The following is a 13,834-nucleotide window of genomic DNA, read 5'->3' on the forward strand; positions in this document are numbered from 1 at the left end:
CCGTCACCCTAGCGACAACAACGTGACCACGAAAAAGACTACGCTGAAAACCGTGTTCCTCACCGGCCTGCTGGTGCTGGTGCCGCTCGCCATCACGCTGTGGGTGCTCGGCCTCGTGATCGGAACCATGGATCAGACGCTGCTCCTTTTGCCGGCCGCGTGGCAGCCGGAGCGTGTCTTCGGGTTCCATCTGCCGGGACTGGGGGCGCTGCTCACGCTCGCTTTCATCTTCGTCGTCGGCCTCTTTACGCAGAACTTCGTCGGGCAGAAACTCGTCGGCTGGTGGGACGCCATTCTTCGCCACATTCCGGTCGTCGGCCCGCTCTACACGAGCGTGAAACAGGTTTCGGACACGCTGCTCTCGTCGAGCGGCAATGCATTTCGCAAGGCGCTGCTGGTCGAATATCCGCGCAAGGGCTCGTACACCATCGGGTTTCTGACCGGCATTCCCGGCGGCGACGTGTTGAATCATCTGAAGGAAGATCACGTGAGCGTCTACGTGCCGACCACGCCGAACCCCACGTCCGGCTTCTTCCTGATGATGCCGAAAAGCGAGGTCGTCGAACTGGATATGACCGTCGACGCCGCACTGAAGTACATCGTCTCGATGGGCGTGGTCGCCCCCGCGCCGAGCGCGCCGCTGTCGGTCGCGCCCGCCCGCCGCCCCACCGAGCCGCCGATGTAATGCCGGCGCGCGTGCCGCGAATCGAGCCGACGAAGAGCGCGATCCGCACGCGAGCCGTTCATCAACGAACAACGAAAGACACAACATCATGTCGATGCGATCTGAATACTGCGGTCTGGTGACCGAAGCCCTGCTGGGCCAAACCGTCTCGCTGTGCGGCTGGGTGCATCGCCGCCGCGACCACGGGGGCGTTATCTTCATCGACTTGCGCGATCGCGAAGGGCTCGTCCAGGTCGTCTGCGATCCGGATCGCGCCGAGATGTTCAAGGTGGCCGAAGGCGTGCGCAACGAGTTCTGCGTGCAGGTGAAGGGCGTCGTGCGCAATCGTCCGGAAGGCACGGTCAACGCCAATCTGACGAGCGGCAAGATCGAAGTGCTGTGCCATGAACTAAACGTGCTGAACGCGTCGGTGACGCCGCCGTTCCAGCTCGACGACGACAACCTGTCCGAGACCACGCGTCTCACGCATCGCGTGCTGGATCTGCGCCGTCCGCAGATGCAGAAGAACCTGCGCCTGCGCTATCGCGTGGCGATCGAAGTGCGCAAGTATCTAGACGCGCAAGGCTTCATCGACATCGAAACGCCGATGCTGACCAAGAGCACGCCGGAAGGCGCCCGCGACTATCTCGTGCCGTCGCGCGTGAACGCGGGACAGTTCTTCGCACTGCCGCAATCGCCGCAATTGTTCAAGCAATTGCTGATGGTCGCGAACTTCGACCGCTACTACCAGATCACCAAGTGCTTCCGCGACGAGGACCTGCGCGCGGACCGTCAGCCGGAATTCACGCAGATCGACTGCGAAACGTCGTTCCTGAACGAGCAGGAAATCCGCGATCTGTTCGAAAACATGATCCGCCACGTCTTCAAGGAGACGATGGACGTCGCGCTGCCGGAGAAATTCCCGGTCATGCTGTACTCGGAAGCAATGCGCCGTTTCGGCTCTGACAAGCCCGACCTGCGTGTGAAGCTCGAATTCGCCGATCTGACCGACGCGGTCAGGGACGTCGATTTCAAGGTGTTCAGCATGCCGGCCAATTCGAAGGACGGCCGCGTCGCCGCGTTGCGCGTGCCGAAGGGCGGCGAGCTGTCGCGTGGTGACATCGACGGTTACACGGAATTCGTGCGTATCTACGGCGCGAAGGGCCTCGCGTGGATCAAGGTCAACGACAAGACCAAGGGCCGCGACGGTCTGCAAAGCCCGATCGTCAAGAATCTGCATGACGCGGCGCTCGCCGCCATCATGGAGCGCACGGGCGCGGAAGACGGCGACATCATCTTCTTCGCGGCGGATCGCACGAAGGTCGTGAACGACAGCCTGGGCGCGCTGCGCCTGAAAATCGGCCATTCGGAATTCGGCAAGGCGAACGGCCTGCTCGAGTCCGGCTGGAAGCCGCTGTGGGTGATCGACTTCCCGATGTTCGAATACGACGAGGAAGAAAACCGCTACGTGGCCGCGCACCATCCGTTCACGAGCCCGAAGGACGAGCACCTCGAATACCTCGAAACCGATCCGGGCCGCTGTCTCGCGAAGGCGTACGACATGGTGCTGAACGGCTGGGAAATCGGCGGCGGTTCGGTGCGTATCTTCCAGGAGGACGTGCAGAGCAAGGTGTTCCGCGCGCTGAAGATCGGCGCGGAAGAAGCGCGTCTGAAGTTCGGCTTCCTGCTCGACGCGCTGCAATACGGCGCGCCGCCGCACGGCGGTATCGCGTTCGGTCTGGACCGCATCGTGACGCTGATGTCCGGCGCCGATTCGATCCGCGACGTGATCGCGTTCCCGAAGACGCAGCGCGCGCAGGACCTGCTCACGCAAGCGCCGAGCGAAGTCGACGAGCGCCAGCTGCGCGAGTTGCACATCCGTCTGCGGCAACCCGAACAAAAGACGCAATAAGCATTGTTAATGTTGTGACGAAAAAGGCGCCGAGTGCGCCTTTTTCGTTTTTTGCGCTACAGTCGTTGCCGGATACGAGACAACGCGCAAGTTCACATGGTCATGCAGAAGCCACCGAAAATCCCCGAATCCGTGCTGGTCGTGATTCACACGCCCGACCTCGACGTGCTCATCATCGAGCGGGCGGATCATCCGGGCTTCTGGCAATCGGTGACGGGCTCGAAAGACCGCATCGACGAGCCGCTCGAAGAAACCGCCGCGCGCGAAGTGCAGGAAGAAACGGGCATCATCGTCGGCAGTCCGCTGGTGCCGCAGAATGCGCTGCTGAACTGGCATCACAGCATTCAGTACGACATCTATCCGCAATGGCGGCACCGTTACGCTGAAGGCATCACGCGCAACACCGAACACCAGTTCAGTCTCTGCGTGCCGCATTGTCTGGAAGTGACGCTCGCGCCGCGCGAACACACCTCGCATCTGTGGCTGCCGTTGCGCGAAGCCGCCGACCGCTGCTTCTCGTGGTCCAACCGCGAAGCCATTCTTCAATTGCCCGAGCGCCTCGCGGCGCATAGCCGATGATCGGTGTGCGGCCGCGGCGCAGCTTCAAGCGACTGCGCCAGGCGCTCTTCTCCGGGCGACGTCCGCCGCGCTTCTGCTTCACCGCGGGCAACCAGGTCCGCATTTTCAAGAGCGGCGCGCAGTTCTTTCCCGCGCTGATTGAGCGGATCGACGGCGCGCAGAACACGGTTTCGCTCGAAACCTACATCTTCGCGAACGACGACGCCGGCCGCGCCGTCTCCGACGCGCTCTTGCGGGCCGCGGCGCGCGGCGTCACGGTGCGCGTGATCACGGACGGCATCGGCACCGACGGCAATCTGCCGATGTTCGAGCAGTGGAAAGCGGGCGGCGTCGAGCATCGAATCTACAATCCGCATTTGCTGTTCGGGCCGCTCGGCTTTTCGCGCACGCATCGCAAGCTCGCGCTGATCGACAACACGTACGCGTTTTGCGGCGGCATCAATATCGTCGATGACTACGACCAGAACGGCACGCGCTTGCCAGAGCCGCGCTGGGACTTCGCGATGGAGGCGCAGGGGCCGGTGGTCAAGGACGTGCGCGATGCGTTCGACCTTCAATGGGAGCGCATACGGCTCGGCGTTAAGCCGCGTGAGCCGCGTTCGTCGTCCTGCGAGCCGCAGCCGGACCATAACCGCCGGACTTCCCGACGCGCGATGCGCGCCCGGCGCCGCGCGCAGCTCGGCGAAATCCACGCGGTCGACCAACCGTGCGTCGCATTCGTGGCGCGCGACAATCTGCTGAATCGCCGGGCCATCGAAAAGGCGTATCTGCGCGCGATCGCCCATGCGGAGCGCGAAGTGTTGCTCGCCAATCCGTACTTCATGCCGGGCCGCAAGCTGCGGCGCGCGCTCGTGCTCGCGGCGCGGCGCGGGGTGCGCGTGTCACTCGTGATCGGGCGCAAGGAGTTCGTCGCCCTCGACTACGCCACGCCGTTCCTCTACGGCAATCTGCTGAAGAATGGCGTGCGCATCGCCGAATACGAGAAGACGATCCTGCACGGCAAAGTCGCGGTCGTGGACGCCGACTGGGCGACCATCGGCTCGTCCAATCTCGACGCGCTTTCTCTCGTGCTGAACAACGAAGCCAACATGGTGCTCGTGAACCACGCGGAAATCGCGGGCTTGCACGACGCCATTCTCGAGGCGTTCGACGAAGGCGGTCGAATCGACGAAAAACACTACGCGTCGCGACCGTTAAGCGAGCGAATCCTGAGTTGGCTCGCGTACAACACCTACCGCATGACGATGAAACTCATCACCATCGGGCAGTACGATTGACGGCCCAATTACTGCTGCTTCGCTAAGATAGCTGCCGAACGTCAATGTGCTCCCATCAAATGGGAAGTCGGGCAGTCACTTAGATGCAGTCCGCGCATAAAAAAGGACAATAGGGCGGGCAAAAATAGGACTTATCCTATTGATTGCTGCGGCAGTTAGACACCGCTTTCTAAAATTTTGCTTGTTTCAGCAGCGATCGGCCACAATAATAGAACGGCCGTTCGTTTTCAATGGGGTCACGAGAGGACGGTGGGATCATGCGAAAAGGCGAACAGACGCGGGCCGCGATTCTCGACGCAGCGTTGGATCTGGCGAGCAGGGACGGACTGGAAGGACTCACCATCGGTCTTCTGGCCGAGCGGATGCAGATGAGCAAGAGCGGAGTGTTCGCGCACTTCGGATCGCGCGAAGATCTGCAAGTGGAAGTGGTGCGCGAGTACCACCGCCGGTTCGAAGACGAAGTGTTCTTCCCGAGCTTGCGCGAACCGCGCGGCCTGCCGCGACTGCGCGCGATGATGAGCCGCTGGATGGAAAAGCGCATCGAGGAAGTCACCACCGGCTGCATCTATATTAGCGGCGCGGTGGAGTACGACGATCGCGCGGCCAGCGCGGTGCGCGAGCAACTGGTTCACAGTGTCACGACGTGGCGCGAGGCGCTGTTGCGGGCCATTCGCCAGTCGAAGGAAGAAGGGCATCTGAAGCCGGAGACGGACCCGAAGCTGATGCTCTTCGAGTTGTACAGCTTCACGCTCGGCCTGCATCACGACGCGCGTTTTCTGCATTTGCCGGAAGCGGTGCAACTGACGCGGGACGCGCTGGAAAAGACGATCGTTTCATATCAGACGTCGCATTCGTCTGCCGATGGCGGCGGCCGCGAAACCAGCGAGCCGGCCGCCCACGCAGCCACGAGCGCGGCGACGAATCTAACTTCGCATCAAACGGACAGCCGTTAGCGGCGCCGATCGAATCGTCCCAAGGGTTCGGCGGCGCACGACGCAAGCTTCTAGAAACTGGAGAGACTCATGGGACAGTACGCCGCCCCCTTGCGCGACATGCAGTTCGTGCTGCACGAACTGCTGAACGTGGAAGCCGAACTGAAGCGCATGCCGAAGCATGCCGACCTGGACGCGGACACCATTAACCAGGTGCTCGAAGAAGCCGGCAAGTTCTGCTCCGAAGTCGTGTTTCCGCTGAACCAGAGCGGCGACCGCGAAGGTTGCACTTACGAGGGCGACGGCATCGTTACGACGCCGTCGGGGTTCAAAGAGGCGTATCGCCAGTACGTCGAGGCGGGCTGGCCCGCGCTCGGCTGCGATCCCGAATATGGCGGCCAGGGGCTGCCCGCGTTCGTCAACAACGCGCTCTACGAAATGCTCAACTCGGCGAATCAGGCCTGGACCATGTATCCGGGCCTCTCGCACGGCGCGTACGAATGCCTGCACGCGCACGGCACGCCGGAGCAGAAATCGACGTATCTCGCGAAACTCGTCTCCGGCGAGTGGACCGGCACCATGTGCCTGACCGAATCGCATTGCGGCACCGACCTCGGCATCCTGCGCACGAAAGCCGAGCCGAATTCCGACGGTTCGTACGCGCTCACCGGCACGAAGATCTTCATTTCGAGCGGCGAACACGACATGGCCGAGAACATCGTCCATCTGGTGCTCGCGCGGCTGCCCGGCGCGCCGGCCGGCACGAAGGGCATTTCGCTCTTCATCGTGCCGAAGTTCATTCCGGACGCGAGCGGTGCGCCGGGCGAACGCAACGGCATCAAGTGCGGCTCGATCGAGCACAAGATGGGCATTCACGGCAACGCGACCTGCGTGATGAACCTGGACGGCGCGAAGGGCTGGCTCGTCGGCGAAGCAAACAAGGGCTTGAACGCCATGTTCGTGATGATGAACGCGGCGCGTCTGGGCGTCGGCATGCAGGGTTTGGGGCTGACGGAAGTCGCGTATCAAAACTCGCTCGTCTATGCGAAAGAGCGCCTGCAAATGCGCTCGCTCACCGGCCCGAAAGCGCCCGAGAAGCCCGCTGATCCGATCATCGTGCATCCGGATGTGCGCCGCATGCTGCTCACGCAGAAGGCGTACGCCGAAGCGGGCCGCGCGTTCACGTACTGGGCCGCGCTCAACATCGACAAGGAACTCTCGCACGAAGACGAAGCCGCGCGCCGCGAAGCCGCCGATTTCGTCGCGCTGCTCACGCCGGTCATCAAGGCGTTCCTGACCGACAACGCGTTCGAAGGCACGAACCTCGCCATGCAGATCTACGGCGGCCACGGCTTCATCTCCGAGTGGGGCATGGAGCAGTACGTGCGCGACGCGCGCATCAACATGATCTACGAAGGCACGAACTCCATTCAGGCGCTCGACCTGCTCGGCCGCAAGATTCTCGGCGACATGGGCGCGAAGCTGAAGCGTTTCGGCAAGCTCGTGACGGATTTCGTCGAAGAGGAAGGCGTGAAGCCGGAGATGCAGGAGTTCATCAACCCGCTCGCGGATATCGGCGAGAAGGTGCAGAAGCTCACGATGGAAATCGGCATGAAGGCGATGCAGAACCCCGACGAAGTGGGCGCCGCAGCCGTTCCGTATCTGCGCACGGTCGGGCATCTGGTGTTCTCGTACTTCTGGGCGCGCATGGCGCGCGTCGCGCTCGACAACGCCGCATCAGGCGATGCGTTCTACAAGGCCAAGCTCGCCACCGCGCGTTTCTACTTCGCGAAGCTCCTGCCCGAAACGGCTTCGACCATCCGCGCCGCGCGCGCGGGCGCCAAGCCGATGATGGACTACGACGAAGCCTTATTCTAAGTACGAGCGCAACGCGACGGTTCGACTCTCCGAACCGCGACATCCCCAATCAAACGCCTGGCGGCGCAATCGACTTGACTGCGCCGCGGGCAGACAAGCACCACTCATACGGAGGCTTTCCCGTGAGCACCCTGAACATCCGCAAAGTCGCCGTGCTCGGCGCAGGCGTGATGGGCGCGCAGATCGCCGCGCATCTCATCAACGCGCGCGTGCCCGTGCTGCTTTTCGATCTTCCCGCGAAGGAAGGCCCGAAGAACGGCATCGCCCTCAAGGCCATCGAGAATCTCAAGAAGCTCTCGCCCGCGCCGCTCGGCATGAAGGACGACGCGCAGTACATCGAGCCAGCGAACTACGAGGACGACATCGCGCGCCTTGCGGAGTGCGATCTCGTGATCGAAGCGATCGCCGAGCGCATGGACTGGAAGCACGACCTGTACAAAAAGGTCTCGCCGCACATCGCGCCCAACGCCATCTTCGCGAGCAATACCTCGGGCTTGTCGATCACCGAGTTGTCGAACGGTTTCTCGGATGAACTGAAGGCGCGTTTCTGCGGCGTGCACTTCTTCAATCCGCCGCGCTACATGCATCTGGTCGAACTTATTCCGACCGAATCGACCAAGCCCGAGATTCTCGACCAGCTCGAAACGTTTCTGACGAGCGCCATCGGCAAGGGCGTCGTGCGCGCGAAGGACACGCCGAACTTCATCGCGAATCGCGTGGGCGTGTTTTCGATTCTCGCCGTGATCGCCGAGAGCCAGAAGTTCGGCCTGCGTTTCGACCAAGTGGACGACCTGACCGGCGCGCGCCTCGGCCGCGCGAAGTCCGCGACGTTCCGCACGGCGGATGTCGTCGGTCTCGACACGATGGCGCACGTCATCAAGACGATGCAGGACAACTTGCCGGACGATCCGTTCTTCCCGGTCTACGCCACGCCGCCCGTGCTCGCCGAACTCGTGAAGAACGGCGCGCTCGGGCAGAAGACGGGCGCGGGCTTTTATCGCAAGGAAGGCAAGGCGATCAAGGTGCTCGACCCGCAGACGGCGCAATACGTCGAAGCGGGCGCGAAGGCGGACGAACTCGTCGGCCGCATTCTGAAGCGCCCGCCCGCCGAGCGCCTCAAGCTTCTGCGCGAAACCGACAACAAGCAGGCGCAGTTCCTCTGGGCGATTTTCCGCGACGTGTTCCATTACATCGCGGTGCATCTGGAATCGATCGCGGACAACGCGCGCGATGTCGATCTCGCGATCCGCTGGGGCTTCGGCTGGAACCAGGGCCCGTTCGAAAGCTGGCAGGCGGCGGGCTGGCAGCAGGTCGCGCAATGGGTGCAGGAAGACATCGACGCGGGCAAGGCGCTCTCCAAAGCGCCGCTGCCCGCCTGGGTGCTCGACGGCCCCGTCGCCGAGAAGGGCGGTGTGCACACGAACGAAGGCTCGTGGTCGCCGCAGGCACGTCGCTTCGTCGCTCGCTCGACGCTGCCGGTCTACCAGAAGCAAGTGTTCCGCGCGCCGCTCGTCGGTGAAAGCGGCGCCGATCCGAAAACCTTCGGCAAGACGCTCTTCGAAACCGACAGCGTGCGCGCCTGGCTCGATCGCGACGACGGCGACGTGGTCATCGTCTCGTTCAAGACGAAGATGAACACCATCGGTCCCGGCGTGCTCGACGGCCTCACGCAAGCCATCGGACTCGCGGAGAAGGAATACCGCGGCGTGGTGATCTGGCAGCCGACTTCGCTCACGCTCGGCGCGCCGGGCGGTCCGTTCTCGGCGGGCGCGAACCTCGAAGAAGCGATGCCCGCGTTCATGATGGGCGGCGCGAAAGGCATCGAGCCGTTCGTCAAGAAGTTCCAGGACAGCATGATGCGCGTGAAGTACGCGAACGTGCCGGTGGTCTGCGCGGTGTCGGGCATTGCGCTCGGCGGCGGCTGTGAACTGATGCTGCATTCGGCCAAGCGCGTCGCGCATAGCGAAAGCTATATCGGACTCGTGGAAGTGGGCGTGGGTCTCGTGCCGGCGGGCGGCGGCCTGAAGGAAGCCGCATTGCGCGCGGCCGAAGCCGCGAGCGCTGTGAACGCGACGAGCGATCTGCTCAAGTTCCTGCAAAAGCCGTTCGAAAACGCGGCGATGGCGAAGGTCTCCGGCTCCGCGCTCGAAGCACGCGCGATGGGCTATCTGAAGCCGTCGGACACCATCGTCTTCAACGTACACGAGTTGCTCGACATCGCGAAGAAGGAAGCGCGCGCGCTTGCGGATTCGGGCTACCGCGCGCCGCTGCGCGCGAGGCAGATTCCGGTTGCGGGCCGCTCGGTGCTGTCGACCATCAAGGCGTCGCTCGTCAACATGCGCGACGGCCGCTTCATCAGCGATCACGACTTCCTGATTGCGAGCCGTATCGCGGAAGTGGTGTGCGGCGGCGACGTGGAAGGCGGCAGTCTCGTCGATGAGGAATGGCTGCTTGGGCTGGAGCGCCGCGCGTTCATCGAACTGCTCGGCACGCAAAAGACGCAGGAACGGATCATGGGCATGTTGCAGACCGGCAAGCCGGTTCGCAACTGAGCGCGCGGACTATCGGAGCTGGTTATGAGCAAACAATTGCAGGAAGCATATATCGTTGCCGCGAGCCGCACGCCGATCGGCAAGGCGCCGCGCGGCGTGTTCAAGAACACGCGCCCGGACGAGCTGCTCGTCCACGCGATCAAATCTGCCGTCGCGCAGGTGCCGGGGCTGGATACCGGCGTAATCGAAGACGCGATTGTCGGCTGCGCGATTCCCGAAGCGGAGCAGGGCCTGAACGTCGCGCGCATGGGCGCGCTGCTCGCCGGGCTGCCGCAGACGGTCGGCGGCGTCACGGTGAACCGCTTCTGCGCGTCGGGTCTCACCGCGCTCGCGATGGCGGCGGACCGCATTCGCGTCGGCGAGGCGGATGCGATTCTCGCGGGCGGCTGCGAGTCGATGAGCATGGTGCCGATGATGGGCAACAAGCCGTCGCTGTCGCCGCATATCTTCGAGCGCAGCGAGGACATCGGCATTGCGTACGGCATGGGCCTCACCGCCGAACGCGTCGCGGAACGCTGGAAGGTGAGCCGCGAGGCGCAGGACGCGTTCGCGGTGGAGTCGCATCGCAAGGCGCTGGCGGCGCAGCAGTCGGGCGAATTCGCCGACGAGATCGCCGCTTACACGCTCAACGAACGCTTCCCGGACCTCGCTTCGGGCGAAGTTCGCGTAAATGCGCGCGAGATCGCGTTCGACGAAGGCCCGCGCGCGGACACGTCGCTCGACACGCTCGCCAAGCTGCGCCCGGTGTTCGCCAACAAGGGATCGGTGACGGCGGGCAACAGCTCGCAGACGTCGGACGGCGCGGGTGCGCTGATCGTGGTCTCCGAGAAAATCCTGAAGCAGTTCAATCTGACGCCGCTTGCGCGCTTCGTGAGCTTCGCGGTGCGCGGCGTGCCGCCGGAGATCATGGGCATCGGGCCGAAGGAAGCGATTCCGGCGGCGCTCAGGAACGCGGGTCTGACGCAGGACGATCTCGACTGGATCGAACTGAACGAAGCGTTCGCGGCGCAATCGCTCGCGGTGATCAACGACCTGGGCCTCGATACGTCGAAGCTGAATCCGCTCGGCGGCGCGATCGCGCTCGGGCATCCGCTCGGCGCGACGGGCGCAATCCGTTCCGCGACAGTGATTCACGGCCTGCGCCGCCGCAACCTGAAGTACGGCATGGTGACGATGTGCGTCGGCACCGGCATGGGCGCAGCGGGCATTTTCGAGCGGATGTAATCGGGCGGATGTAATCGGGCGGATGTAATCGGGCGGCCCGCGGGCGGCTGCGCTCGCGGGCCAACAACAGGAGGAGACGCCGCATGGATATCGTCATCGAACGAGCGCAAGGCGTGCTGAGCATCGTCTTGAATCGCGCCGAGAAGAAGAACGCCATCACGGCGGCCATGTATCAGGAAATGGCCGACGGTCTGTACGAAGCGGAAAACGACCCGACGGTGCGCGCGGTTCTGCTGCGTGGCAACGGCGGCGCGTTCAGCGCAGGCAACGATCTCGAAGACTTCCTGAACGATCCGCCGAAGGGTCTCGACGCGCCCGTGTTCCAGTTCCTGCGACGCCTGAGCGGCATGCCGAAGCCGGTGGTCGCGGCGGTGGCGGGCGTGGCGGTGGGCGTCGGCACGACGATGCTCTTGCATTGCGATATCGTATATGCCGCGAAGAACGCCAAGTTCTCGCTGCCCTTCGTGCAGCTCGGGCTGTGTCCGGAGGCGGCGTCGAGTTTGCTTCTGCCGCGCATCGCGGGATATCAGCGCGCGGCGGAGAAACTGCTGCTGGGCGAGGCGTTCGATGTGAACGAAGCGATCAGCATGGGCTTCGTGAACGGCGCGATCGATGCGGCCGAACTCGATGCGTATGCGTTCGAGCGAGCGAGACGGTTGGCGGCGCTGCCGGCGTCATCGCTCAAAACGACGAAGGCGCTGATGAAGAGCGACCAACGCAACGAAGTGGCCGCGCGCATGGAAGAAGAGGCGGCGCATTTTTCGCGGATGCTTGCAGGGCCGGAGGCGCGCGAGGCGTTTGCGGCGTTTTTGGAGAAGCGGAAGGCGGATTTTAGACGGTTTCAGTAAGCCCGTGCCGCTGACAAGCGGCTCGCAGCCGATGCCGTTCACGCGGAGACACGTTCCATGCGACTCAGACCGCTTCTTCTCGCAACGCTTGTCTGTGCGACCGTGCCCGCGTGGGCGGACTCGTCGGCGTGCATGGACAACGCGAGCACGCAAATGGCGATGAACGAGTGCGTGGGCCGCGAATTGAAAGCCGCGGACCAAAAGCTCAACGACACGTACCGCACGCTGCTGTCGAAGGTGAGCAAAGAAGGCGCGGAGCAATTGCGCAAGGCGCAGCGCGCGTGGCTCGCTTGGCGCGATGCGCAATGTACGTTCGACACCATGGGCACGCGCGGCGGCAGCATCAATTCGATGCAAACCGCGATGTGCGTCGAAAAGCTGACGCAAGCGCAAACCGCGCATCTCGCCGCGCAGTTGCACTGCAAGGAAGGCGACGTGTCGTGCGGCGGGCAGTGAGCGCCGCCTTCACTCACCTCCTACTCCACCTCATACTCCACAAACCCCGCCTCCCGCGCGAAACTCACGAGCCGTAACCCCGCCTGCTTCGCGATGGCAATAGCGAGCGACGTCGGCGCGGAGATGGTCGCGACCATCGGCACGCCGACGCGCGCCGACTTGCGCACGAGTTCATAGCTCGCGCGGCTCGACAGGAACACGAAGCCTTGCGTCGTGTTCTCGCGCCGGAGCACGAGATCCCCGATGAGCTTGTCGAGCGCGTTATGACGACCGACGTCTTCGAACGCGTACCGCACCGCGCCGGTCTCGTCGCACCAGGCGGCGGCATGCAGGCCGCCGGTGAGCTTCGTCAAGCGCTGATGCGCCGGCAGTTCGCGAGCCGCTCGCTCGATGGCATCCGGCGCGACGCGCGCCAGAAAGCCGGTATCCGGCACGCGCTCCGGCTGAAGATCGAGCAGGTCGATGCTCTCGATGCCGCACACGCCGCAGCCGGTGCGCCCCGCGAGCGCGCGACGCTTGTCCTTCAGCGACGCGAATGCCTGCTGCACGACTTGCAGATGCACTTCGGCATGCGGCAGCGCGTGACCGTCGTCGCGGTAATAGACTTCGATGTCGTGAATATCGCTGCCACGCTCGACAATGCCTTCGGTCAGCGAGAAGCCCACGGCGAACGCTTCGAGATCGCGCGGCGTGCACATCATCACCGCGTGCGAGATGCCGTTATAGACGAGCGCGACGGGCCATTCCTGACCGACGTTATCGTTTGCGACGGCGCTTTCTCCGCCGCGATGTCTCCGCACGCGCCGTTCGACATAGCCCGGCTGTTCCTCAGTTTCCAGTGGGTCCACCTTGTTCTCCCTACACTGCGTGATCCGGGTATGAGCATTGCTGATCAAACCTGCTGCTTGCACGGTTTCAGCCCAGTACCAAGCCCTACAATAACTTAAGCGGGCGATGCGCGCCGGCGCGCGCCCCTCACTCCAATGAGGCTACGCCATGGGACTTTACGATACCGCTCGTCTCTTCGGGTTCGAGGTCGAATCCTCGGACAATCTGCGCTTCATTCCGCTCTCGGTACGCTTCAATCTCGACCGCTTCGGCATGCGCATCACGCTGGATCAGTGGCAGATGCTTCCGTATGACGATCGCGTGCTGCTCGCGCGCTTTCCGGTCGAAGACGATATTGAACTGGAGAAGAACTTCGACCTCGCGCTCGAAGAAATGCTGAAGACGCACGCGAATGCCGCGCCGGAAAAAATCGAGCGCGACGCTGATCCCGTCTGGGCGCACGCCGACGCCGTGCCCGAAGCCGTCATCCGCCAGAGCAGCCTCGCGGGCCTGAGCGCGCCGAGCCTCTCGCGCTGGGCCGCGCTCGACCGCTTTCAGCGTTACGCGCTCGCCAAGCTCTCGCGCAACACCGACAAGCTCAACCACGACTTCCTGCCCGCCATGCGCGAGTTCGGTCTCGCCGAATGAGCGCATGCGCATCATGAGCGGCTAATTTGCGCGAGC

12 protein-coding genes are annotated in these 13,834 nt (G+C 63.6%); 11 read left to right on the forward strand and 1 reads right to left on the reverse strand.

The features are described 5' to 3' along the window. Nucleotides 1-22: 22 nt before the first annotated feature. The 10 genes from JYK05_RS01400 (at nucleotide 23) to JYK05_RS01445 (ending at nucleotide 12,322) form a co-directional block, all read left to right on the forward strand. Nucleotides 23-685 (forward strand): DUF502 domain-containing protein, encoded by a 663-nt coding sequence (locus tag JYK05_RS01400; RefSeq protein ID WP_175939420.1) that lies wholly within the window; start codon nucleotides 23-25, stop codon nucleotides 683-685. 88 nt (nucleotides 686-773) lie between these two features. Beyond that, the gene (aspS, locus tag JYK05_RS01405) at nucleotides 774-2,576 is read left to right on the forward strand and encodes an aspartate--tRNA ligase (protein WP_206467482.1); all 1,803 of its coding nucleotides are present in this window, start codon (nucleotides 774-776) and stop codon (nucleotides 2,574-2,576) included. Between the two features lie 102 nt (nucleotides 2,577-2,678). Further along, nucleotides 2,679-3,155 (forward strand): dihydroneopterin triphosphate diphosphatase, encoded by a 477-nt coding sequence (gene nudB, locus JYK05_RS01410; RefSeq protein WP_175940585.1) that lies wholly within the window; start codon nucleotides 2,679-2,681, stop codon nucleotides 3,153-3,155. After that, nucleotides 3,155-4,432 carry a phosphatidylserine/phosphatidylglycerophosphate/cardiolipin synthase family protein gene (locus JYK05_RS01415; RefSeq protein ID WP_371826408.1) on the forward strand — a complete coding sequence of 426 codons (1,278 nt, stop codon included), beginning with the start codon at nucleotides 3,155-3,157 and terminating at the stop codon, nucleotides 4,430-4,432. The genes nudB and JYK05_RS01415 overlap by 1 nt, the downstream gene beginning before the upstream one ends. Before the next feature lie 257 nt (nucleotides 4,433-4,689). Further along, nucleotides 4,690-5,385, forward strand: a complete 696-nt coding sequence (locus tag JYK05_RS01420; protein ID WP_206467484.1) for a TetR/AcrR family transcriptional regulator — start codon at nucleotides 4,690-4,692, stop codon at nucleotides 5,383-5,385. Between the two features lie 69 nt (nucleotides 5,386-5,454). Next, complete coding sequence (locus JYK05_RS01425) at nucleotides 5,455-7,242, forward strand: acyl-CoA dehydrogenase C-terminal domain-containing protein (RefSeq protein ID WP_206467485.1); 1,788 nt, start codon at nucleotides 5,455-5,457, stop codon at nucleotides 7,240-7,242. A 122-nt stretch (nucleotides 7,243-7,364) separates the two neighbouring features. Next, nucleotides 7,365-9,794, forward strand: coding sequence for a 3-hydroxyacyl-CoA dehydrogenase/enoyl-CoA hydratase family protein (locus JYK05_RS01430; RefSeq protein ID WP_206467486.1), 2,430 nt, complete (start codon nucleotides 7,365-7,367; stop codon nucleotides 9,792-9,794). Between the two features lie 24 nt (nucleotides 9,795-9,818). Next, nucleotides 9,819-11,018: an acetyl-CoA C-acyltransferase gene (locus JYK05_RS01435; RefSeq protein ID WP_206467487.1), complete on the forward strand. Its 1,200-nt coding sequence runs from the start codon at nucleotides 9,819-9,821 to the stop codon at nucleotides 11,016-11,018. Between the two features lie 83 nt (nucleotides 11,019-11,101). After that, the gene (locus JYK05_RS01440; protein ID WP_206467488.1) at nucleotides 11,102-11,866 is read left to right on the forward strand and encodes an enoyl-CoA hydratase; all 765 of its coding nucleotides are present in this window, start codon (nucleotides 11,102-11,104) and stop codon (nucleotides 11,864-11,866) included. Nucleotides 11,867-11,923: 57 nt separating this feature from the next. Further along, on the forward strand, nucleotides 11,924-12,322 hold the full coding sequence (locus JYK05_RS01445; RefSeq protein WP_206467489.1) for a lysozyme inhibitor LprI family protein: 399 nt from the start codon (nucleotides 11,924-11,926) through the stop codon (nucleotides 12,320-12,322). Between the two features lie 20 nt (nucleotides 12,323-12,342). On the opposite strand, the gene fdhD is transcribed toward JYK05_RS01445, so the two are convergent. Next, the gene (gene fdhD / locus JYK05_RS01450; protein WP_206467490.1) at nucleotides 12,343-13,170 is read right to left on the reverse strand and encodes a formate dehydrogenase accessory sulfurtransferase FdhD; all 828 of its coding nucleotides are present in this window, start codon (nucleotides 13,168-13,170) and stop codon (nucleotides 12,343-12,345) included. A 148-nt stretch (nucleotides 13,171-13,318) separates the two neighbouring features. Here fdhD and JYK05_RS01455 point away from each other — a divergent pair, with 148 nt between their 5' ends. After that, a complete protein-coding gene (locus JYK05_RS01455; protein ID WP_206467491.1) occupies nucleotides 13,319-13,798 on the forward strand; it encodes a nitrate reductase associated protein in 480 nt (159 codons plus the stop codon). Nucleotides 13,799-13,834 lie beyond the last annotated feature (36 nt).

The sequence above is a fragment of the Caballeronia sp. M1242 genome (genome assembly GCF_017220215.1).
In the GTDB taxonomy this organism is placed as follows: Bacteria; Pseudomonadota; Gammaproteobacteria; order Burkholderiales; family Burkholderiaceae; genus Caballeronia.